The following is a 22581-nucleotide window of genomic DNA, read 5'->3' on the forward strand; positions in this document are numbered from 1 at the left end:
GGACTCGGCCAGGTCGATCGTGGTCAGGAGCAGGTCGACGGCGCGGCGCAGGGTTCCGGGCCGCAGGCACTGCATGACGCAGGCGAGCAGGCACTCGGCCTCGGTGTGCAGCCAGTCGAGCGCCTCGGCGGCGTCGGCGAAGGCCCGCCCCGGGTAGGCGGTGGCCTCGAGGTGGGTGACCGTACGGTCGCCGGGCCGCTCGGCCGCGTAGGAGTGGGTCGCCGTCGCCAGGTAGAAGTCCAGCAACCGCGACAGCGCCGCCTCCCGCTCCGCCGCCGGCAGCTCGTCCCGCTGGGCGCACGCACGCGCGTAGAGCCGGACCAGATCGTGGAAGCGGTAGCGGCCGGGGGCCGCCGATTCGAGGAGGGAGGTGTCGACGAGGGTCTCCAGGAGGTCCTCGGTCTCCTCGACGCCGAGGTCGAGGACGGCGGCCGCCGCGGCGAGCGAGATGTCGGGCCCGTCGGCGAGGCCGAGGAGGCAGAAGGCGCGGGCCTGGCCGGGCTCCAGGTGGCCGTAGCCGAGTTCGAAGGTGGCCTTGACCGCGAGGTCGCCGGCCTGGAGTTCGTCGAGGCGGCGGCGTTCGTCCCCGAGCTTCGCGGCGAGGACCGAGACCGTCCAGGTGCGGCGGGCCGCCAGGCGCGAGGCGGCGATGCGGATGGCGAGGGGCAGGAAGCCGCACGCCGCCACCACGTCGAGCGCGGCCTCGCGCTCCGCGGCGACCCGCTCCTCGCCGACGATCCGGGTGAAGAGGAGCAGCGCCTCCTCGGGCGACATGACGTCCAGGTCGACGAGGTGCGCGCCGACGAGGTCGACCATGCGGACCCGGCCCGTGATGAGCGCCGCGCACCCTTCGGTACCAGGGAGCAGGGGTCTGACCTGGGCGGCGTCACGCGCGTTGTCGAGCAGCACGAGCACGCGGCGGCCGTCGAGCGTCGAGCGGTACAGGGCCGCGCGCTCCTCCAGGGTGTCCGGGATCGCCGCGTCCGCCGTGCCGAGGGCGCGCAGGAACGAGCCGAGGACCGTCTCCGGCTCGGTGGCGCGGGCGCCCGCGCCCTGCAGGTCCACGTACAACTGGCCGTCGGGGAAGGCGGAGCGGGAGGCGTGGGCGACGTGGACGGCGAGGGTCGTCTTGCCGACGCCGCCGATGCCCGCGACCGCCGAGACCGCCATGACCGAGCCGGTGCCGTCGTCGGAGGAGGCCGCCGCGAGGACCTCGCTCAGCTCCTTGACGAAGGAGGCGCGGCCCGTGAAGTCCGGCACGCGGGCCGGGAGTTGTGCGGGGCGCAGCGGTGTCGAGGCGGGCTCCGGGACCGGTGCCGAGGTCTCCGCGAGCGCCGGGTCCGCGCGCAGGATGCGCTGCTGGAGTTCGGAGAGGCCGGGGCGCGGGTCGACGCCGAGCTCGTCGGCGAGGAGGCGGCGCGTGTCCGCGTAGACGGCGAGGGCCTCGGCCTGGCGCCCCGAGCGGTACAGGGCGAGCATCAAAAGTTCGCGCAGGCGCTCGCGCAGGGGGTGGGCCGCGGTGAGCGCGGTGAGTTCGGAGACGGCGTCCGCGTGGCGGCCCTGCTCCAGGTCCATGTCGAGGCGGGACTCGATGAGCTGGAGGTGCCGTTCGTCGAGGCGGGCGCGCTGGGTCTCGGCGTGCGGTCCGGGGACACCGGCGAGCGGTTCGCCGTCCCAGAGCCCGAGCGCCTTGTTGACGAGGGAGCGGGCCTGGCGCAGGTCACCGTTGTGCCGGGCCTTCTCCGCGTCGGCCCACAGCTCCTCCGCGACGGCCACGTCGAGGGCGCCCCGCCCGAGCGAGCGGATCGCGTAGCCGCCCGACTCGCTGACCAGGATGTCCGCGCCGAGTGCCTTGCGCAGCCGGGAGGCGTAGGTGCGGATCGCGGCGAGGGCCTGCTGCGGGGACTCCTCGCCCCACACCGCGTCGATCAGCTCGCCCGCCGTCGCGGTGCGGCCCTCGCGCAGGAGGAGCGTCGCGAGGAGCGCCCGCTGCTGCGGCGAGCCCGTCGCGAGCGGTTCGCCGCCGCGCCACGCCCGCACCGGGCCGAGCACGCTGAAGCGCAGGCCGGACGCGGCGGAGGGCGCCGCGCCCGGGCCGTCGCCGGACGCGGCGGGACGCCGCTGCTCCGGTACCCGCGCTCCACCGTCCATCACTGCCCCCTGCCGCCGCACCGCACCGGTTCACCTGTGGTTCCGCCGTCGTCCAGGCGGCGCGCCGTCGGAGAGACGGACCGGCGAGGACGACCCCGCCAGTTTGCCTTGTTCATGGCGGATACGTCAGCCGTGGGAGACAGCCATCACAGACACCTCACGCGTACGGGGCTCCTTGCGGACCGTTCCCGCTAGCTGACGGGTCGTCAGATCGGCGCTACCGTGACCCCATGGAGACCACGGAGACCGGAAACACGAGCAATGCCCTGATATCCGATGAGTTCCCCCTGATCATTTCCGTCGACGACCACACCGTCGAACCGCCGGCCGTCTGGTCCGACCGCCTCCCGAAGAAGTACCTCGACACGGGCCCGCGCGTCGTGCGGGCGCCACTGAAGGAAATGACCTTCCTGGGCGGCAAGTTCGCCCCCGTCATGGGTGAGAAGGGCGACGAAGGACCCATCGGCGACTGGTGGATCTACGAGGACCTGCACCGCCCGCTCACCCGCCTCGACACCGCCGTCGGCTACGACCGGGACGAGATCAAGCTGGAGGTCATCACCTACGAGCAGATGCGCAAGGGCTCCTACGACGTCCCGTCGCGCCTCGCCGACATGGACGTCAACCACGTCCAGTCCGCCCTCTGCTTCCCCACCTTCCCGCGCTTCTGCGGCCAGACCTTCACCGAGGCCCCGGACCGCGAACTCGGGCTGCTGTGCGTCCGCGCGTACAACGACTGGATGGTCGAGGAGTGGTGCGGTCCCGAGGCGCACGGCCGCCTCGTCCCGCTCACCCTCGTCCCGCTCTGGGACGCGGATCTCGCCGCCGCCGAGGTCCGCCGCAACGCCGCGCGCGGGGTGCGGGCCGTCGCGTTCTCGGAGATCCCGCCGCACCTCGGCCTGCCGAGCATCCACGGTGACGACTGGGACCCGTTCCTCGCCGCCTGCGCCGAGACCGGCACCGTCATCGCCATGCACATCGGGTCCAGCAGCAGGATGCCGTCGACGTCGGCGGACGCGCCGCCCGCCGTCGGCTCGACCATCACCTTCGCCAACTGCTGCTTCTCCATGGTCGACTGGCTGATGAGCGGCAAGTTCGAACGCTTCCCGCAGTTACGGGTCATGTACGCGGAGGGCCAGATCGGCTGGATCCCGTACATCCTGGAACGCGCCGACGTGGTCTGGGAGGAGAACCGCGGCTGGGGCGGCGTCGCCGACAAGGTCAGGAAACCGCCGAGCGAGTACTTCGCGGACCACGTCTTCGGCTGCTTCTTCGACGACGCCTTCGGGCTGCGGAACCTCGACGCCATCGGCCTGTCCAACGTCCTCTACGAGACCGACTACCCGCACTCCGACTCCACCTGGCCGAAGTCCAGGCAGGTCGGCGAGGCACAGATGGGCCACCTGGACCCGAGGACCGTCGAACGGATCGTCCGGGGCAACGCCATCGACCTGCTCGGCCTCACCCCGGAGGGGCTGTGGCAGCGGTGACCTCCCGGGGTGGCCGCACGGCGTACGGGATGCAGCTGCCGATCCAGTCGCAGAGCATGATCTACGCCGAGCCGTGGGAGGCGGACGCGGGCGCCGCCGAGCTGGCGGAGGTCGCCCGCGCCGCCGACCGGGGCGGCTTCGACTACATCGCCTGCTGCGAACACGTCGCCATCCCGCGCAGGCTCGCCGACGCCATGTCGACGGTCTGGTACGACCCGGTCGCCACCCTCGCCTTCCTGGCCGGCGTCACCGAACGGGTCCGCCTGCTCACCCACGTCGCGATCGTCGGCCTGCGCCACCCGCTCGCCTCCGCCAAGAGCTACGCGACCCTGGACCACCTCAGCGGCGGGCGGCTGATCCTCGGGGTCGGGGCCGGCCACGTCCAGGAGGAGTTCGAGGCGCTGGGCGTCGACTTCGCGCGCCGGGGCGCGGTGCTCGACGAGACGGTGGACGCGCTCCGGGCGGCGCTCGGGCCGGACGAGTTCCCGGTGCACAAGGGCGAGCGGTACGCGTTCGAGGGGCTCGGGCAGCGGCCCCGGCCCGCGCAGGCACGCGTCCCCGTCTGGGTCGGCGGCTCGTCGGCGCCCGCCGTCCGCCGCGCCGCGCTCAAGGGCGACGGCTGGCTGCCGCAGGGCGACCCGCGCGACCGGCTCCCCGAGAAGATCCGGACGCTGCGGCGGCTGCGCGCGGAGGCGGGCGTGGAGGCGCCGCTCACCGTCGGCGCGATCACCGAGCCGCTGTACGCGGGCGTGCCCGGCTGGGACGTCGGGCGGCGCACGCTCACCGGCGCCCCGGAGGTGCTCGCGGAGTCGCTGCGCGCGTACGCGGCCATGGGCGTCGACCAGATCCAGGTCCGGTTCCGGAGCCGGGCGTGCGCCGAACTGCTCGACCAGATGGCGGCCTTCGCGGCCGATGTCGTACCGCAACTCGACTGAGGGGCAGGAACCCATGGGCAAGCTCGACGGGCGCGTCGTCATCGTCACCGGTGGGGCGCGCGGGCAGGGGGAGCAGGAGGCGCGGCTGTTCGCGGCGGAGGGGGCACGGGTCGTCGTCGCGGACGTGCTCGACGACCAGGGGGAGACGGTCGCCAAGGAGATCGCGGAGGGTGGGGGCAGCGCCCTCTACGTCCATCTCGACGTCGGCGAGGAGGACGACTGGGCCGCCGCCGTCACCGCCGCCAAGGACGCCTTCGGCAAGATCGACGGCCTGGTCAACAACGCGGGCATCCTCCGCTTCAACGAGCTGGTCTCGACGCCCCTCGACGAGTTCCAGCGGATCGTGCAGGTGAACCAGGTCGGCGCGTTCCTCGGGATCAAGGCCGTGGCACCGGAGATCGCGGCGGCCGGGGGCGGCTCGATCGTCAACACGGCGTCGTACACGGGCCTGACGGGGATGGCGTACGTGGGCGCGTACGCCGCCACCAAGCACGCGATCGTCGGCCTGACGCGGGTCGCGGCGCTTGAGCTGGCGGCCAAGGGGATACGGGTCAACGCCGTCTGCCCCGGCGCCGTCGACACCGCCATGAGCAACCCGGCCCAGCTCGACCCGGACGCCGATGTCGCGCGGTCCGGCGAGGCGCTCGACCGGTACTACCGCAAGCTCGTACCGCTCGGGCGGGTCGGGAAGCCGGAGGAGGTGGCGCGGCTCGCACTGTTCCTGACGGCGGAGGAGGACTCGGCGTACATCACGGGGCAGCCGTTCGTGATCGACGGGGGGTGGCTGGCGGGGGTGTCGCTGCTCTGACCGCTGCCGTGGCTGTGACCGCTGAGCTGACGACGCGTCAGGTATTGACGCTCCACGGGGTCGGTGGAACAGTCGGGACATCCGATCTGACGTACCGTCAGAAACTGACGAGGACGGTGAACCTCCTTGGAATTCGGCCTCTTTGTACAGGGATACGTGGGCAAACAGGCGCTGACGGACCCGGCCGCCGAGCACCGCGCGCTCATGAACGAGACCGAGTACGTCATCCAGGCGGACAAGTCCGGCTTCAAGTACGCCTGGGCGTCCGAGCACCACTTCCTGGAGGAGTACTCGCACCTCTCGGCGAACGACGTCTTCCTCGGGTACCTGGCGCACGCCACCGAGCGGATCCATCTGGGTTCGGGGATCTTCAACCCGCTCGCCCAGGTCAACCACCCCGTGAAGGTCGCCGAGAAGGTCGCCATGCTCGACCACCTCAGCGAGGGCCGGTTCGAGTTCGGCAGCGGGCGCGGGGCCGGTTCGCACGAGATCCTCGGGTTCATACCGGGCGTCACCGACATGAATTACACCAAGGAGATCTGGGAAGAGACCATCGCCGAGTTTCCGAAGATGTGGCTCCAGGAGGAGTACCCCGGGTTCCAGGGCAAGCACTGGTCGCTGCCGCCCCGCAAGATCTTCCCCAAGCCGTACGGGAAGTCCCACCCGGCCATGTGGTACGCGGCCGGGTCCCCGCCCTCGTACGCGATGGCCGCCCGCAAGGGGCTCGGGGTGCTCGGGTTCTCCGTGCAGAAGGTCTCCGACATGGAGTGGGTCCTGGAGCAGTACAAGACGGCGATCCGGGACGCGGAGCCGGTCGGGGACTTCGTCAACGACAACGTGATGGTCACGTCGACGGCCATTTGCGCGGAGACGCATGAGGAGGCGGTGGAGATCGCTGTGAACGGTGGTCTCAATTACCTGCAGTCGTTGGTCTTCCGGTATCACGACACCTTCCCGCGCCCGGACGGGATTCCGGAGTGGCCGGAGATCCTGCCCGAGTACACCACCGAGATCATCGAGCTGCTCATCGCCGAGGAGCTGATGATCTGCGGGGATCCGGACGAGGTGCTTCAGCAGTGCAAGCGGTGGGAGCAGGCCGGGGCCGATCAGCTGTCGTTCGGGCTGCCCATCGGGATGGGGCACGAGGAGACGCTGAAGTCGATCCGGCTGATCGGGGAGCACGTCATCCCGAAGATCGATACGGATCCGGTCCACCGGACCAGCCGGTTCAGGGCGGCCGGGGTCTGATCGTCGCTGAGCTGCCCCGGCTTTCCTCCTCCCGGACAGGAGAGTCGGGGCCCTTTGTCGCTGAGGTCACGGGGGCTCCGCCCCGGACCCCGCTCCTCAAACGCCGGAGAGGCTGGATCGTCGTGCTTGATCACCTCATCAAAGGGGCCACTGTCGTCGATGGGACCGGGGCGCCCGGGTTTCTTGCCGATGTCGGCATCCGGGACGGGCGGATCGCCGTCGTCGCCGAGGCCGGGGCCGTCACCGAGGAGGCCCGCGGGACCGAGGACGCCACGGGGCTCGTGCTCGCGCCCGGGTTCGTCGATCCGCACACGCATTACGACGCCCAGCTGTTCTGGGACCCGTACGCGACGCCGTCGCTGAACCACGGGGTGACCACCGTCGCCGGCGGCAACTGCGGTTTCACGCTCGCGCCGCTGAACCCCGACCGGCCCGAGGACGCCGACTACACGCGGCGGATGATGTCGAAGGTCGAAGGGATGTCGCTGGTCGCCCTCGAACAGGGCGCGCCGTGGACGTGGAGTTCGTTCGGGGAGTACCTGGACGCGCTGGAGGGGCGGATCGCCGTCAACGCCGGGTTCATGGTGGGGCATTGCGCGCTGCGGCGGTATGTGATGGGGGCGGAGGCCGTGGGTGGTCAGCCGACGCCGGAGCAGTTGCGGGCCATGCTCGATCTCTTCCACGAGGCGATGGAGGCCGGTGCTTGGGGCTTCTCCACCACCCAGTCCTCGACGCACTCGGACGGTGACGGAAAGCCGGTCGCCTCGCGGCACGCGCTGCCCGCCGAGCTGATCGCGCTGAGCCAGGCGGTCGGGGAGCACGAGGGGACGCAGATCGAGGCGATCGTCGCCGGGTGCCTCGACCAGTTCAGCGACGCCGAGATCGATCTGCTGGTGGAGATGAGCGCGGTCGCGGGCCGCCCGCTGAACTGGAACGTCCTGACCGTCGACGCCGCCGTGCCCGAGCGCGTGCCCCGCCAGCTCACGGCGAGCGAGCGGGCGCGGAAGGCGGGCGGGCGGATCGTCGCGCTGACGATGCCGATCCTGACGCCGATGAACATGTCGCTCGGTACGTTCTGCGCGCTGAACCTGATTCCGGGGTGGGGGGAGGTGCTGGGCCTGCCGGTCGACGAGCGGATCGCCCGGCTCCGGGACCCGGAGGTGCGGGCGGAGATGCTGCGGCGGGCCGACAGCAAGGAGGCGGGGGTCTTCCGGCGGCTCGTCGACTTCGGGCGGTACGTCATCGGGGACACGTACGCATCGGCGAACGCCGGTCTGACGGGGCGAGTTGTACGGGACATCGCGGCCGAGCGGGGCCAGGAGCCCTTCGAGTGCCTGGTCGAGATCTGCGCCGCCGACCGGCTGCGGACGGTCCTCTGGCCGATGCCGACCGACAACGACCCCGGCTCCTGGGCCCTGCGCGCCGAGACCTGGCTCCACGAGGACGTCCTGCTCGGCGGCTCCGACGCGGGCGCGCACCTGGACCGGATGTGCGGGGCGCCGTACACGACGCGGTTCCTCGGGGACTGTCTGCGGGGCCGGAAGCTGATGGGGTTGGAAGCAGCGGTGAAGATGCTGACGGACGACCCGGCTCAGTTGTTCGGGCTGCGGGAGCGGGGGAGAGTGCGGGAGGGCTTCCACGCTGACCTGGTGTTGTTCGATCCCGAGACGATCGACGCGGGCAAGGCCACCCTCGTCCACGACCTGCCCGGCGACAGCCCGCGCCTGGACTCGAAGGCGGTCGGTGTCCGCGCCGTGTGGGTGAACGGCGTCGAGGCGATCCGTGACGACGTGGTCAGCGGGGCCGTGCCCGGCAAGGTGCTCAGGTCGGGGCGGGACACGCGGACGGTGAGCACGAGGTGAGCCGGCTGTTCGTGGGGGGTGAGTGGGTCGAGCCCGGCGGCGGGTACTACGACGTCGTCGACCCGGCGAGCGAGGAGGTCGTCGGGCAGGCGCCCGAGGCGTCCCGGCGGCAGGTGTACGAGGCGGCGCGGGCCGCGCGGGACGCATTCGGGGCGTGGTCCCGTACGTCGCCGGGGGAGCGCGCGGCGATCCTGGACCGGGCCGCCGACCTCATGCAGCGGGACTTCGCGGAGCACGCGCGCGTGGCGCAGGCCGAGAGCGGGGCGACGACGCCGACTGCGCGGGCGATGCAGGTGGGGGTGGGGGTGGCGCGGTTCCGGCGGTATGCGCGGGGGGCGCTCGAACCGGTGGAGGAGGGGTTGCCGCCGCAGATCAACGAGGCGGGCCCGATGGGCAGGGCGGCGGTGATCGGCGCACTGGCGGTCCGCCAACCGGTGGGGGTCGTCACCTGCATCACCTCGTACAACAACCCGTGGGCGAATCCGGCCGGCAAGGTCGCGCCCGCGCTGGCGATGGGCAACACGGTCGTCGTGAAACCGGCGCCGCAGGACCCGTTGTCGGTGTTCCGGATGGCGGCGGCGTTGGAGGAGGCGGGTGCGCCGCGTGGTGTGGTCAACGTCGTCAGCGGGGTGGATGTGGGGGTGGGCGAGGCCGCCGTCGACTCCCCGGACGTCGACATGGTCAGCTTCACGGGCTCGACGGCGGTCGGGCAGCGCATCGGCGAGGTTTGCGGCCGGTCGATGAAACGGCAGTTGATGGAGTTGGGCGGGAAGGGTGCGGCGATCGTCTTCGGTGACGCGGACCTCGACGCGGCCGTCGCCGGGATCGGAACGACATTCTCCTTCTACAGCGGGCAGATCTGCACGGCGCCGACGCGGGCGATCGTGGCTCGGTCGGTGTACGAGGAGTTCGTGGCGCGGCTGGCGGCGTACGCGGGTCGGTTGCGGGTCGGTGATCCACGGGCCGAGGGGACGGTGATCGGCCCGGTCATCTCGGCGGCGCACCGGGAGCGGGTGGAGGCGTATGTGGAGCTGGGGCGGAAGGAGGGGGCCCGGGTCGTCACCGGGGGCGAGCGCCCGGCCCTGGAACGCGGGTTCTACGTAGCCCCCACCCTCCTCGCTGACTGCACGCCCGACATGCGCGTGGTCCGGGAGGAGATCTTCGGCCCGGTCGTGGCGGTCGTCCCGTTCGACGGCGACGAGGACGAGGCGGTGGCTCTCGCGAACGACTCCGAGTACGGGTTGATCGACTACGTCTGGACGGGGGATGTGGCGCGTGGGTTCCGTGTCGCCCGGCGCCTGCGGTCGGGCGGGGTCGGCGTGAACACGATCGGCCGGAACATGGAGGCGCCGTTCGGGGGGTTCAAGAGGAGCGGCGTGGGCCGGGACGTCGGCTCGTACGCGCTGCACGCCTACAGCGAGGTGCAGTCGATCGTCTGGCCGGGGTGAGAGCCGCCGGAGCCGGTGTCGTGCAGGCCGGGGCGCTGGGCCCCGGCCCGGGTCGTTCTGTGCTCAGTCCCCCAGCACCGGCAGCAGCTCCGGCAGGTGTCCGTCCGATGCCGCCGCGGCCTGGACCCGCTCCTCCGGGACGGGGCCGTACAGCGTCGTCCGGGGCTTAGCAGGGCGGCCTGCCGCGTCCGCTACCGCGATCAAGTCCTTGACCGACTTGTAGGAGCCGTAGGAGGAGCCCGCCATGCGGGAGATCGTCTCCTCCATCAGGGTGCCGCCCAGGTCGTTCGCACCGGAGCGGAGCATTTCCGCCGCGCCCTCCGTGCCGAGCTTCACCCAGCTCGTCTGGATGTTGGGGATGTGGGGGTGGAGAAGGATGCGGGCCATCGCTGTGACCGCCCTGTTGTCGCGCATCGTCGGGCCGGGGCGCGCGATGCCCGCCAAGTACACCGGGGCGTTGGTGTGGATGAAGGGGAGCGTCACGAACTCCGTGAAGCCGCCCGTCTCCTGCTGGATCGCGGCCAGGGTGCGGAAGTGGCCGAGCCAGTGGCGGGGCTGGTCCACATGCCCGTACATCATGGTGGAGGACGAGCGGATGCCCAGCTCATGGGCTGTCTTCACCACCTCGATCCACGTCGCCGTCGGCAACTTGCCCTTCGTCAGGATCCAGCGGACCTCGTCGTCGAGGATCTCCGCCGCCGTGCCGGGGATCGAGTCGAGGCCGGCCTCCTTCGCCGCCGTCAGCCATTCGCGAATGGACATGTTGGTGCGCGACGCCCCGTTGACCACCTCCATCGGGGAGAACGCGTGGACGTGCATGCCCGGGACGCGGTCCTTCACGGCCTTCGCGATGTCGAAGTACGCCGTTCCGGGCAGGTCCGGGTGGATGCCGCCCTGCATGCAGACCTCGACCGCGCCGACGTCCCACGCTTGTGCCGCCCGGTCCGCCACTTGGTCCAGCGAGAGCGTGTACGCGTCCGCGTCCGTGCGGCGTTGCGCGAAGGCGCAGAAGCGGCAGCCCGTGTAGCAGACGTTCGTGAAGTTGATGTTCCGCGTGACGATGTAGGTGACGTCGTCGCCCACCACCGACTTGCGGATGTCGTCCGCCACCCCGCAGAGCGCGTCCAGCGCCGGTCCGTCCGCGTGGAGGAGGGTGAGGGCCTGGTCGTCGGTGAGGCGGGTCGGGTCGGCCGCCGCCACGGACAGGGCCTCGCGTACGTCGCCGTCGATGCGGGACGGGACCATGCCGGGGGCCGCCTGTTCGCGCAGGGCCTCCCAGTCGCCGTAGACCTCGTCGAAGTCGTCGCGCCGGTCCGACGTGCGGCCCTCGGTGTCGATCGTGCGGTGCAGGTCCGTGCGGCCGGTGGCGGTGAACTGCTCGTCCGGCTCCTGCCAGGGGCGGCCGACCACGGGCGCGTCCGCGATCGCCAGGCCCGTCTCCGGGTCGGCCAGGGCGCGTACGTGGGGCTGGAGGCGCGGGTCGAGCCACGGTTCGCCGCGCGTGACGAACTCCGGGTAGACGCAGAGCCGCTCGCGGAGCGTGAACCCCGCCTCCGCCGACTGCCGGGACAGTTCATCGAGGCGGGGCCACGGCTTCTCCGGGTTCACGTGGTCGATCGTCACGGGGGACACCCCGCCCCAGTCGTCGATCCCCGCGCCGATGAGCCGCGCGTACTCGCCGTCGACGAGGTTCGGCGGGGCCTGGAGGTTGCCCGACGGGCCCATGATGTGGCGGGCGACGGCCACCGTGGCGACCAGGTCGTCGAGGTCCGCGTCCGGCATACCGCGCATCGCCGTGTCCGGCTTGGCGCGGAAGTTCTGGATGATCAGCTCCTGGACGGAGTGGTACGAGCGGGCCACGCGACGCAGCGCGAACAGGGAGTCCGCGCGCTCCTCGTACGTCTCGCCGATCCCGATGAGCAGGCCGCTGGTGAAGGGGACGGAGGAGCGGCCCGCGTCCTCCAGGACCCGGAGCCGTACCGCCGGCTCCTTGTCCGGGGAGCCGTAGTGCGGCATCCCGGGCTCGGACCAGAGCCGCTCCGCCGTCGTCTCCAGCATCATGCCCATCGACGGCGCCACCGGCTTGAGCCGCTGGAAGTCCGTCCAGGACAGCACCCCCGGGTTGAGGTGCGGCAGCAGGCCCGTCTCCTCCAGGATGCGGATCGATATGGCGCGGACGTAGGCGATCGTGTCGTCGTAGCCGTGCGCGTCCAGCCATTCGCGCGCCTCGGGCCAGCGGTCCTCCGGCTTGTCGCCGAGCGTGATCAGCGCTTCCTTGCAGCCGAGTTCGGCGCCCTTGCGCGCGATGTCCAGGACCTCGTCCGGCGACATGAACATGCCGTGCCCGGCGCGGCGCAGCTTGCCCGGCACCGTCACGAACGTGCAGTAGTGGCACTTGTCCCGGCACAGCCGGGTGAGCGGGATGAAGACGCTCTTCGAGTACGTGATCACGCCCTGGCGGCCCGCCGCCTCCAGGCCCGCGTCGCGCACCCGCGCGGCGGACGCCGTCAGGTCCGTCAGGTCCTCGCCGCGCGCCTGGAGCAGGACGGCGGCCTCGGTGACGTCGAGCGCGACGCCGTCCCGGGCCCGTTTGAGCGCGCGGCGCATCGCGTTGGCGGTGGGGCGGTCCGCCTGTGGCGGTGTCTGGGGTCGGTCCTCGCTGCGTACGGCGTCGTCCGGATCACTCATGTAGCGAGCATACGAGTGCATGTGTCTCATACGTACTGGTCCAGGTCGTCCAGTGCCGTCAGCACGGTCCGCTCGTCGCCCGGCGGCAGTTGCAGCACCACCTCCCTCACGCCCAGGCCGGCGTAGTGCGCGAGCTTGCCGGGCGTCGGCACGACCGCGTACGGGACGACCTCCAGCGCCGACGGGTCCCGGCCCGCCGCCTCCCACCGGGCACGCAGCCCGGGCAGCGTCCGGCTCAGGCCGCCGCCCCCGATCGGCATCCAGCCGTCCGCGTACGCGCAGATGTGCTCGAAGAGGACGGGGCCCGCGCCGCCGCCGACGAGGATGCGGGGCGCGCCGCCGCGGACCGGCTTGGGGTGGGCGTGGCTCGCGCGCACGGACCGCTGCCCGGGTCCGTGCTCACCCGTGTACGGGGTCGGGTCCGGGGCCCACAGCGCACGCATCAGGCCGATCCGGTCCCGGGTGAGGTCCCTTCTCGTACGCCACTCGACACCGTGGTCGGCGGCCTCCTCCTTGTTCCAGCCGAAGCCGACGCCGAGCGTGAGGCGGCCGCCGGAGAGGTGGTCGAGCGTGGCGACCTGCTTGGCGAGGACGATCGGGTCGTGCTCGGTGACGAGGGTGACGCCCGTGCCCAGCGCCAGCCGTTCGGTGACCGCGGCGGCCTGGGCCAGCGCCACGAGCGGGTCGAGGAGGCGGCCGTACTCGCGGGGCAGGTCGCCGCCATTGGGGTACGGGGTGGTGCGCTCGGCGGGGATGTGGGTGTGCTCGGGGAGGTAGAGGCCGGCGAAGCCGCGCTGTTCGAGTTCGCGGGCGAGGCGGACGGGGGTGATGGTCTCGTCGGTCAGGAAGATCGTGGTCGAGATCCGCATGCGGCATTCGTAGCGGTGGGGGGTCGAGGAGTCCATGGCCGCGCCCGTGGCCGACAGCGAACGCGCAAGACGCAGGCCCCCTTCCCTTGCACGGGAGTTCACGGCTCAATGCCAGGGTCGCACCCGTCACGCGCGGCACACGTCACGCGCGACACCCGTCACGCGCGACACCCGTCACGCCAGACACCCGTCACACCTGACCTTCAGGGGAGCCGCGATATGTGCACCGATGACACGAACCAGCACGCGCCAGGTATCGGCAGACGGTCGTTGCTCGTGACCGGAGCCGCCGGCGCCCTTACGCTCACCACCATGAGCTTCGCCAGCGCCGCCGAGGGCTCGCCCGAGGGCTCGCAGTCCACGAAGACGCTCAAGGGGACGTTGCCGCCCGGCGCGCCCGACTACGTGTACCTGCCGGTGGAGGTGCCGCGCGGGGTACGGGAGATCAAGGTCGCCTACACGTACACGAAGGCGACGGTTCCGCCCGGCACCCAGAACAACGCGCTCGACATCGGCATCTTCGACGAGCGCGGCACGGCGCTCGGCGGCAAGGGGTTCCGCGGCTGGTCGGGCGGGGCCCGCACGGAGTTCTTCCTCCGCGTGGACGACGCGACGCCGGGCTACATCCCCGGGCCGGTACGGGCAGGGCTCTGGCACATCGTGCTCGGGCCGTACACGGTCGCGCCGGAGGGGCTGCCGTACGAGGTGACGGTGACGCTGACGCACGGGGCGCCGGGGAAGGCGCCCGCCCGTACGTATCCGCCCGCGCGTGCGCGGGGGCGGGGCCGCGCCTGGTACCGCGGCGACTGCCACCTGCACACCTGGTACTCGGACGGGCGCCGCACCCCGGCCGAGATCGGCGCGCTCGCGCGCGAGGCGGGCCTCGACTTCATCAACACGTCCGACCACAACACGCACTCGTCCCATGCCCACTGGGCGGACGTGGCCGGCGACGACCTCCTCGTACTGATCGGCGAGGAGGTCACGACGCGCAACGGCCACGTCCTCGCGCTCGGCGTCGAACCGGAGACGTTCATCGACTGGCGGTACCGGGCGCGGGACAACCGCTGGGCGAAGTACGCGCAGGAGATCCGGCGCGCGGGCGGCCTGGTCGTGCCCGCGCATCCGCACGCGACGTGCATCGGCTGCGGCTGGAAGTTCGGCTTCGGCGAGGCGGACGCCGTGGAGGTCTGGAACGGCCCCTACACCCCCGACGACGAGATCTCCCTCGGCGACTGGGACAACACGCTGGTCTCCTACGCCCGATCGGGACGCCGGTCGGGCTGGATCCCCGCGATGGGCAACAGCGACTCCCACCGCGACCCGGACCGCATCGGCGGCCCGCAGACGGTGGTCCTGGCCGACGACCTGTCCCGCGACGCGATCCAGGCGGGCATCAAGGCGGGGCGTTCGTACGTCGCCGAGTCCAAGGACGTGGAGGTGCGCTTCACGGCGACGGGCGGCAAGGGCGCCCACGCGGGCATCGGCGAACGGCTGTCGGTGCCTCTGGACACCCCGGTGACGGTCCGTCTGGAGGTGAAGGGCGCACCGGGCTGCACCCTCCACCTGGTCACGGACCAGGGCACCCTCTTCACCTCCCCCGCACTCCCCGCCTCCGGCGAGTCGACGGTGACTTGGCACACGACCCCGTCCTACGCGGCCTACGTCCGAGCGGAGATCCGCCACCCTTCGACGACCCCGGGCCTCCCCGGCGCGCTGGCGGCGTTCACGAATCCGGTGTTCTTGGGGGCGTGACGCCGGGTGAGTCCCGTACGCGGGGGTCGCGGCTGCGTGGGGCGCGGTTGTGTGGGGCGCGGTTGTGTGGCGCGCCCCCGGAGGCGGTGTCCGGTCAGCGGCCCAGGTCGCGGCCCAGTTGGGCGTTGGGTTCCGGGGCGTGGAGGGTGGCGGGGCCGAAGGAGGTGATGGCGGTGGTCGTGAGGCCCGTTGTCGTGCCGTGGAGGAGCCAGGCCGCGCCTGAGTCGCGGTAGGTGCCGTCCTCCAGGGGGGCGGCGGCGGTGAGGTCCGCGTGCTGGTCGCCGTCGAGGTCGGACAGCAGGACCTGGAGGCCGAACTGGTCGCCCTTCTCGCTGGCGCCGGGGACGCCGGGGGTGGACTGGTGGAAGGCCTGGGCGCCCGCGCCGGTCAGGCCTCCCCTGCCGCCCTTCAGGAGGACGACGGCGCCCGCGTCGGCCACGTCGCCGATCGCTTCGCCGGGGACGCCGACGGCGATGTCGGCGAACCCGTCGCCGTTGACGTCACCGGCGGCGATGTCCGTCCCGAACTGGTCGCCGCTCTCGCCGCTGCCCGGGACGCCGCTCGTCTCCTGGGTGATCGCCGTCGTACGGGTGGTGGAGGGCCCGGCGGCGCTGCCGTACAGGACCCGGACCGTGCCCTTCTCGTAGGCGATGTCCTCGTAGTTGCCGCCGATGTCGTGGACGACGAGGTCGCCGTAGCCGTCCCCGTCGACGTCGGCGACCGCTCCCGCGAGGCTGGAGGTGAGGGAGGTGGAGGTGTGGGCGACGCCGTTAGCCCCGCCCTTCCAGAACTTGCTCGCGTACGCCGCCTCCTCGAACCCGTGGCTCGTGACGATGTCGTCCGCGCCGTCGCCCGTGACGTCGCCGACGACGAAGTCGTGCGGGCCGAAGGTCTGGCTGGTCACGATGGTGTCGGTGCGGGCGGCGGCGCCGGTCGCCCGGTCGAAGGGGCCGTACGAGAGGGTCATGCCGGCGTCGTCGTCGTCCGGGTCGTCGCTGCGCGGGTAGTCGTCGGTGACCAGGTCGCGGTGGCCGTCCCCGTCGAAGTCCCCGACGGAGAACAGCCCGGAGCCGCCCGGCAGGCTGACCGCCCCGGCGCCGCCCAGGCCCGTCGCGGAGCCCCACAGCACGACGGGGTGCGACCCGTTCACCGACCCGACGACGAGGTCCGTGAACCCGTCCCCGTCCAGGTCACCGGTGGCGGTCCGCTCCCCGAAGTACTCCCCGCCGGTCGACGCCCCCGGCACCCCGGCGGAGTCCCGGCTCAGCACGCGCGCGTGGGCGACATCCGCGCCGTCCGCCGTTCCGTAGACCACGGCCACGGTCCCGGCCTCCTGCTTCCCGCCCACGGCGGCCCCGGGCGCGCCCAGGGCGAGGTCCGCGTAGCCGTCGTGGTTGAAGTCCGTGACGGGGGTGCGGGGTGGTATCGGTGCGGCGGCCTTCGGCGCGGCCACGGCCGTGGCGACCGCCAGCGCGGTCGTCGCCGTGAGGGCGGTGGTGAGGGTCAGCGCGGTCAGCAGTGTGCGGCGCACGTGGGCTCCCGGTTACGTCGAGGTGGATACGCGGGAAACGTCGGCATCCGTAGGGGAGACGTGTGGGGGGCGGGAAGCGTTGTACGGCTTCTCGGGGCGAATTTCGGCGGCCGTGATCGCCGCGAGGATTTCGGCGGCCGTAATTGCCGCGCCCCTTGTCAGTGGTGGTTGTTAGCCTCCTGCGGTCCGTGTGCGGAGCGTGCAGAGCGTGCGCAGCGGGACGACTGGGGAGGGGTACGACTTGATTGCCAGCGAGGTGTATGCGGGGAAGCTCAGACGGGCGTCCCTGGTGTGCTCGGCGGCTTTGGCCATCGTCGCAGCACCGACGGCGGCCGTGGCGGCTGACGAACTGCCGCCGCTGCGGCCGCTTGTGCAGGACCTGCACACGGACGGCAAGGAATGCGTCGCGGGGGCGGACAGGCCGTACGTGCGGACGCGGCCGACCTTGAACGCCGTGCTGCACGACGGCGGGGAGGACAGCGGGCAGGCTCAGCCCGTCCACGCCGAATACGAGGTGTGGTGGACGGAGAGCGGCGGTGACGTCCAGCGCCGCTCCTTCACGACTACTCCCCAGTCCTCCGGCTCGGCGTTCTCGCTGCCGCTGCGGGACGTGCCACCGGACACCGTGGTCGCCTGGCGCGTCCGGGCCACCGACGGGGCCGGAGCCTCGTCCGCGTGAGGTGACGAAGACGGCGGTCACGCCTGCGAGTTCAGCTACGATAACAAGGCCCCGGGGCAGCCGACCGTCTCGTCCCCCGACTACAACGGCACCGACCTGCGTGACGGTGTCGGTGTCTACGGCAGCTTCACCGTGAACCCCGGCCCGGACTCGGACGATGTCGTCCAGTACGTCTACAGCTTCGGCGGAGGGGCGCAGCAGACCGTCCTCCGCCCCGAGCACGCGGATGACCCGGTCACCGTCAGGTACATGCCGACGAAGCCGGGTACCGGGTTCATGTCGGTCCAGGCGCAAGACCGCGCGGGCAACCGCAGTGGCGAGACCACGTACCAGTTCCGGGTCCGTTCGGGGCGCGCCCCCGTCGCGCAGTGGGAGCTCGCCGACGCCGCGGGCTCGACCGCAGCCGCCGCGGTGCACGGCCCCACCGCCGAGGCCGGCGCGGGCGTGGCCTTCGGCGGGCCGGCACCGTCCGGCACCGCCTTGACGTCGACCGCCACACTGGACGGATCGCCGGGCGCCTTCCTCGCCGCGGACACCGGTGTGCTGGACCCCGGTGAGACGTTCGCCGTGGGTGGCTGGGTGCGCCCGGCCGCAACGGATGAGGACATGACCATCGCGAGCCAGGGCGACGCGGACGGGCCCGCCGCCTTCACCCTCGGGCTGCGCGCCTCGGAATCCGGACCGCAGTGGTCCTTCACGACCGGTTCCGCACAGCTGTCGGGCGGCCTCCCGGACGCCGGGGAGTGGGCCTACGTACTGGGGGTCCGCGACGCCGAGACAGGACTGGCCCGGCTGTACGTCAACGGCCGCGAAGTGGGAACGGCACAGCGGACAGGTCCGGACTCCGGCCCCTCCGACCGCACCGGTGTCTTCCACATCGGGCGCTCGACGGCCACCTCCGGGGACAGCGGCACCTGGCGGGGGCAGATCGGCGACGTACGGGTGCATGACCGCGTCGTGGTGCAGGACGAGATCGCGCAGCTCGCCGCCCGGAAGGCGGAGTTGCGGGGACACTGGTCGCTCGAGAGCGCCGAGTCGGGCACCAGCTCCGAACTGTACGGCGGCGCGCCGCTGCACCTCTCGGACGGTGCGTCCGTCTTCCGTACGGGTGACGACTGCGCGGGCGACCCCGACTGCACGCCGGGTGGGTACGCCCTTGTCGGCGACGGGCACCTCACGCTGGACGGTGCCAAGGGCCACGCCGCGACCGGGCAGCCGGTCCTCGACACGAGCGACAGCTACTCCATCGGCGTCGTCGTACGCCTGCGCGACAGCGAGCCGGACCGCCCCATGACCGTGCTGTCCCAGGGCGGTGCGCACGGGGACGCCTTCAAGGTGCGCTACTCGCCCGCCGACAGCAGCTGGCAGCTGGTGATGGCCGGTGCGGACGACGCGGGGGCACGCGAGACCGTCGTCGGGCACATCGAAGCTCCGGACGGCGGCGAAGGCCAGGGGCACCGGCTGACCGTGGTGCACGATGCCGCGGCCGACCAGGTGCGGCTGTACATCGACGGCTACACCAACGCCGGGGCGACCGCCTCCTTCCACAGTGCCTGGCACAGCGACGGTGGTCTGCAAGTGGGGCGCGGACACGTGGACGGCGCATGGGGCGAGTACCTGCGCGGTGACGTCGACGAGGTGCACGCCTTCTCCGGAGTGCTGAGCGCACAGCAGATCGCCGAGCTCGGGCAGGGCTACGAGCCCTGAGCCCGACCGGCGCGGCCGGAAAACCGTGCGTGTGGTGTCACAGGCGGGTGGCTGCCTGTGTCCAACCCCAGTGAAGGTCCCGGAAGAGGTCCGGGGCCGTAGCTGTCGGAGGCACGCAAATGACGAGCGCGTCGAGCAGTACGGGCATCCGTATGAACACCGTCCCCGTTCTCGGCTCCTTCATGGCGTACCAGGAGGTGGGAGCCGAGAACGGGGACGAGGGCGAACGGGGTGGCGGGCCCGTTGTGGTGTTTCTGCATGGGAATCCCACGTCGTCCCATCTGTGGCGTGGTGTCGTTCCGTACGTTGCGGGGCTCACGCGGCGGGTTCTTCTGCCTGATCTCGTGGGGATGGGGGCGTCCGGGAAGCCTGATATCGGGTACCGGTTCAGTGATCACGCCCGGTATCTCGAGGCTTGGGTCGACGCTGTCCTGCCCGGTGACGACGTCGTCTTCGTCGGGCACGACTGGGGCGGCGCCCTCGCCATGGATTACGCGGCCCGGCATCCGGGGCGGGTGCGGGGGCTCGCCGTCGTCGAGACCTTCCTGCGGCCGTTGGCCTGGAGCGAGCTGCCCGAGCTGGGGCGGGAGCTGTTCCAGGCCTTCCGTACACCCGGGAAGGGGGAGGAGATGATCCTGCGGGACAACGTCTTCATCGAGTTCAACCTTCCCCATGGGACACGGCAGTTGTCCGACGAGGATCACGACGTGTACCGCGCGCCCTATCCGACCGAGGCCTCGCGCATGCCGCTGCTCGTGTGGCCTCGCGAGATTCCGTTCGACGGTGAGCCGGCGGATGTGCACGCGCGCATGGTCGCGTACGGGGAGTGGATGGCGTCCGCCGGGTCCGCCTCCGTGCCGAAGCTCGTCATGCATGTGTCGGACGGGGTCGGGATGGGGGGCCCGGACGCCGTGGCGTGGGCGCGGGAGACGTTCAGCAACGTCGAGACCGCGGACATCGGTGACGCCGGGCATCACGCGCCCGAGGATCAGCCGGATGCCGTCGGGGCGGTGCTGTCCGACTGGCTGCGGCAGCATGCCGGAGTGTTCACACTGACCGTATGAGCCGTGATCGCGACGTTGTGGACCGCGAACTGTTGGATGGCGAGCGCGACTTGGTGCGTTCCGCGGTGGCCGGGGACAAGCAGGCCCTTGAGGATGTCGTGCTGCTTGTGCGGGATCCTCTGTATCGGCTCGCCCTGCGTATGACCTCGCGGCCCGCCGATGCCGAGGACGCCCTGCAGGAGATCCTCATCCGCGTCGTCACCGGGCTCGCCACCTGGCGGGCCGAGGCGCGGCTGCTCACCTGGGCCTACCGGATCGGCGTCAACCATCTGCTGAACCTCAAGCGGCGTTCGCCCCAAGAAGTCGTCGGGTTGGGTTTCGACGCGTTCGGGGAAGGGCTGGTCGCCGGGCTCGCACCCGAGGACTACGGCGGGCCCGACGCCGAGTTGCTCGCCCGTGAGGTGCGGCTGACCTGTACGCAGGCCATGTTGCAGTGCCTCGGGCGGGAGGAGCGGGTCGCCTTCGTGCTGGGGGAGGTCTTCGAGCTGCCCTCGCGGGAGGCCGCCTGGGTGCTCGATGTGTCCGCCAGTGCTTATCGCAAACGGCTTGAGCGGGCTCGTGCGCGGTTGCGGGCCTTCATGGACGCCACCTGCGGGCTGGTCAATCCCGACGCGCCGTGCCGGTGCGCGCGGCGGGTCGCTCCCGCTGTCGCCTCCGGGCGGGTCGTTCCCGGGCGGCCTGTCCTCGCCCGTCATCCCGTCAGTCCTGGTGGGCGGGGCGTCGCTCGGGCGTCCGCACAGATGGGGCGGTTGCACGACGCGGCCGTCGTGTTGCGGTCACATCCGGATTACGCGGCTCCTGGGGATCGGGCCGAGGTCATTTCCGGGTTGTTGGGGTCGGGGCGGTTTCCCTTGTTGTCGGAGGAATGAGGTGTGTGTTTTGTGTGTGCGCCTTTGTTAATCGGGCGAAGTCTGTCGCAGGTGATGTCAGGGGCGTCTCTTCGCATATGAGGTGAGGTCGCATTTGTTGCGCCAGCGAACGTATCCGGTCGCGCTCGGTCGATTACAGTGCTGCCCGGAAGGGGGGATCCCATGGGCGCACCGGTCGCCGCCGCGGCCGTCTGGGGCCGCGTCGAGCAGCAGGACTTCCGCAGCCGGGTACGGGGCACGCTGCTCGGTGCCGCGCTCGGGGACGCCTTCGGTGCTCCGCTCAGCGGGCTCACCCTCGACGCGATCCGGGAGGCGTACGGCGCCGCCGGTCTCACTCAGCTCGTGCCCGCTCACGGTCGTACGGGCGCCGTCACCGCGGCGACTCAGCTCGCGCTGTTCAGCGTCGACGGGCTGATCCGGGCGCAGGTGCGGCGCGACACCGGGGCCTGGCATCCGCCCACCGATGTGCACCGGGCCTATCTGCGGTGGGCCGCCACCCAGCGGGACTGGGGGCCCGACGAGCGCCGGAAGGAAGACGGGTGGCTCGCGCGGGAGGAGTGGTTGTACTCGCGGCGCGGTGCCTCTCAGGTCTGTCTGCTCGGGCTCGGCAACGACGTCATGGGGACCCTGGACAAGCCGAAGAATCCGGAGGCGGTCGGGGCCGAGGCGGTGACGCGGTCCGCGCCGTTCGGGCTGCTTGTCGGGTGGGAGCCGCAGCTTGTGCTTCAGCTGGCGGTCGAGTGTGCCGTCCATACGCATGGTGCCGCCGAGGCGTATCTCGCGGCCGGGGCGTATGCCGTGATCGTGCATGCGCTGGCGCGCGGGGAGTCGCTGGACGGCGCTGTGCAGCGGGCGCTGGTGCTGCTTGCCGCTCGGCCGGGGCATCCGCCTGTTGTCGAGGCGCTCAAGCATGCGGTGGGGGCGGTGCGGCAGGGGATGCCGAGTGCGGGGCGGGTCGGGGAGCTGGTCGGGGACGGTGGGGCTGTGGGGGCGCTTGCCGCTGCGGTGTACTGCGCGTTGGTGGGGGAGGACATTCGGCACGGGCTGGGGCTCGCCGTGCACCACGATGGGCCTTCGGCTGAGGTGGGGGCGTTGTGCGGGGGGTTGCTGGGGGCGATGCACGGGGAGACGGCGTTGCCTCCGGCGTGGGTGGCGGAGTTGGAGGGGCGGGCGACGATTCTGTTGCTGGCGGATGATTTCGCGATGGAGATGACGCAGGGCGCTGCGCTGCATGGGCCGGGGGTTTCGTCGCCGGGGTGGCTTGCGCGGTATCCGCGGGGTTGAGTGGGCGCCTCGATGGGTGGGTGGGGCGGGGCCGCGCCGGGGCGCCTCCTCGGCCGGATAGGCCTCATCCCCCGCGGTCCGCCATAGGCGAGTCGTCCTGGACTGCGTTCGGGCGGAGTCCTGCGCGGGCACCCCGACGCGTCCCCTCCGGCCGAATCGCGAGTGCGGACCGGTGCCCCCTCCCCAAACACCG

The 22581-nt window shown here is 71.8% G+C and carries 16 protein-coding genes; 12 read left to right on the forward strand and 4 right to left on the reverse strand.

Translation table 11 applies throughout. The features are described 5' to 3' along the window. On the reverse strand, positions 1–2151 hold a 2151-nt coding region (locus N5I75_RS16370; RefSeq protein ID WP_476678210.1), incomplete at its 3' end, for an AfsR/SARP family transcriptional regulator. Positions 2152–2381: 230 nt separating this feature from the next. Here N5I75_RS16370 and N5I75_RS16375 point away from each other — a divergent pair. From N5I75_RS16375 to N5I75_RS16400, 6 genes are all read left to right on the forward strand, one after another. Then, positions 2382–3641 carry an amidohydrolase family protein gene (locus N5I75_RS16375; protein ID WP_476678211.1) on the forward strand — a complete coding sequence of 420 codons (1260 nt, stop codon included), beginning with the start codon at positions 2382–2384 and terminating at the stop codon, positions 3639–3641. A 29-nt stretch (positions 3642–3670) separates the two neighbouring features. Further along, on the forward strand, positions 3671–4576 hold the full coding sequence (locus tag N5I75_RS16380; protein ID WP_476679516.1) for an LLM class F420-dependent oxidoreductase: 906 nt from the start codon (positions 3671–3673) through the stop codon (positions 4574–4576). A 13-nt stretch (positions 4577–4589) separates the two neighbouring features. Then, positions 4590–5384: an SDR family NAD(P)-dependent oxidoreductase gene (locus tag N5I75_RS16385; protein WP_476678213.1), complete on the forward strand. Its 795-nt coding sequence runs from the start codon at positions 4590–4592 to the stop codon at positions 5382–5384. Positions 5385–5510: 126 nt separating this feature from the next. Next, positions 5511–6632 (forward strand): LLM class flavin-dependent oxidoreductase, encoded by a 1122-nt coding sequence (locus N5I75_RS16390; protein ID WP_476678215.1) that lies wholly within the window; start codon positions 5511–5513, stop codon positions 6630–6632. Positions 6633–6754: 122 nt separating this feature from the next. Beyond that, entirely contained in the window at positions 6755–8494 is a 1740-nt protein-coding gene (locus N5I75_RS16395) for an N-acyl-D-amino-acid deacylase family protein (RefSeq protein WP_476678217.1), read from the forward strand. Continuing rightward, positions 8491–9942: an aldehyde dehydrogenase family protein gene (locus N5I75_RS16400; RefSeq protein WP_476678219.1), complete on the forward strand. Its 1452-nt coding sequence runs from the start codon at positions 8491–8493 to the stop codon at positions 9940–9942. Before N5I75_RS16395 ends, N5I75_RS16400 begins: the two co-directional genes overlap by 4 nt. A 63-nt stretch (positions 9943–10005) precedes the next feature. Here the strand turns inward: N5I75_RS16400 and N5I75_RS16405 are convergent, their stop codons facing one another. Then, positions 10006–12630, reverse strand: coding sequence for a bifunctional FO biosynthesis protein CofGH (locus N5I75_RS16405; RefSeq protein ID WP_476678221.1), 2625 nt, complete (start codon positions 12628–12630; stop codon positions 10006–10008). Positions 12631–12656: 26 nt separating this feature from the next. After that, a complete protein-coding gene (locus tag N5I75_RS16410; RefSeq protein WP_476678223.1) occupies positions 12657–13499 on the reverse strand; it encodes a TIGR03619 family F420-dependent LLM class oxidoreductase in 843 nt (280 codons plus the stop codon). A gap of 219 nt (positions 13500–13718) precedes the next feature. On the opposite strand from N5I75_RS16410, the gene N5I75_RS16415 reads away from it, so the two are divergent. Beyond that, positions 13719–15254 (forward strand): CehA/McbA family metallohydrolase, encoded by a 1536-nt coding sequence (locus N5I75_RS16415; protein ID WP_476678225.1) that lies wholly within the window; start codon positions 13719–13721, stop codon positions 15252–15254. A 94-nt stretch (positions 15255–15348) separates the two neighbouring features. Here N5I75_RS16415 and N5I75_RS16420 read toward each other — a convergent pair whose 3' ends face one another. After that, positions 15349–16785 (reverse strand): FG-GAP-like repeat-containing protein, encoded by a 1437-nt coding sequence (locus N5I75_RS16420; protein WP_476678227.1) that lies wholly within the window; start codon positions 16783–16785, stop codon positions 15349–15351. A 334-nt stretch (positions 16786–17119) separates the two neighbouring features. Here N5I75_RS16420 and N5I75_RS16425 point away from each other — a divergent pair, with 334 nt between their 5' ends. From N5I75_RS16425 to N5I75_RS16445, 5 genes are all read left to right on the forward strand, one after another. Next, complete coding sequence (locus N5I75_RS16425) at positions 17120–17464, forward strand: hypothetical protein (protein ID WP_476678229.1); 345 nt, start codon at positions 17120–17122, stop codon at positions 17462–17464. A 132-nt stretch (positions 17465–17596) separates the two neighbouring features. Beyond that, the gene (locus N5I75_RS16430; protein WP_476678231.1) at positions 17597–19171 is read left to right on the forward strand and encodes a LamG-like jellyroll fold domain-containing protein; all 1575 of its coding nucleotides are present in this window, start codon (positions 17597–17599) and stop codon (positions 19169–19171) included. A 119-nt stretch (positions 19172–19290) separates the two neighbouring features. Then, positions 19291–20235 carry a haloalkane dehalogenase gene (locus N5I75_RS16435; RefSeq protein WP_476678232.1) on the forward strand — a complete coding sequence of 315 codons (945 nt, stop codon included), beginning with the start codon at positions 19291–19293 and terminating at the stop codon, positions 20233–20235. Continuing rightward, complete coding sequence (locus N5I75_RS16440) at positions 20232–21104, forward strand: RNA polymerase sigma factor (protein WP_476678234.1); 873 nt, start codon at positions 20232–20234, stop codon at positions 21102–21104. The genes N5I75_RS16435 and N5I75_RS16440 overlap by 4 nt, the downstream gene beginning before the upstream one ends. A gap of 162 nt (positions 21105–21266) precedes the next feature. Continuing rightward, positions 21267–22388: an ADP-ribosylglycohydrolase family protein gene (locus tag N5I75_RS16445; RefSeq protein ID WP_476678236.1), complete on the forward strand. Its 1122-nt coding sequence runs from the start codon at positions 21267–21269 to the stop codon at positions 22386–22388. The last annotated feature ends 193 nt before the right edge of the window (positions 22389–22581 follow it).

The sequence above is a fragment of the Streptomyces sp. R818 genome (genome assembly GCF_056172735.1).

Excerpts from the sequence above, each read along its gene's own strand:
- N5I75_RS16375 (WP_476678211.1), top strand. The coding sequence starts at position 2,382 with ATGGAGACCACGGAGACCGGAAACACGAGCAATGCCCTGATATCCGAT.
- N5I75_RS16380 (WP_476679516.1), top strand. The coding sequence starts at position 3,671 with ATGCAGCTGCCGATCCAGTCGCAGAGCATGATCTACGCCGAGCCGTGG.
- N5I75_RS16385 (WP_476678213.1), top strand. The coding sequence starts at position 4,590 with ATGGGCAAGCTCGACGGGCGCGTCGTCATCGTCACCGGTGGGGCGCGC.
- N5I75_RS16405 (WP_476678221.1), bottom strand. The coding sequence starts at position 12,630 with ATGAGTGATCCGGACGACGCCGTACGCAGCGAGGACCGACCCCAGACA.
- N5I75_RS16410 (WP_476678223.1), bottom strand. The coding sequence starts at position 13,499 with ATGCGGATCTCGACCACGATCTTCCTGACCGACGAGACCATCACCCCC.
- N5I75_RS16415 (WP_476678225.1), top strand. The coding sequence starts at position 13,719 with ATGTGCACCGATGACACGAACCAGCACGCGCCAGGTATCGGCAGACGG.
- N5I75_RS16435 (WP_476678232.1), top strand. The coding sequence starts at position 19,291 with ATGACGAGCGCGTCGAGCAGTACGGGCATCCGTATGAACACCGTCCCC.
- N5I75_RS16440 (WP_476678234.1), top strand. The coding sequence starts at position 20,232 with ATGAGCCGTGATCGCGACGTTGTGGACCGCGAACTGTTGGATGGCGAG.
- N5I75_RS16445 (WP_476678236.1), top strand. The coding sequence starts at position 21,267 with ATGGGCGCACCGGTCGCCGCCGCGGCCGTCTGGGGCCGCGTCGAGCAG.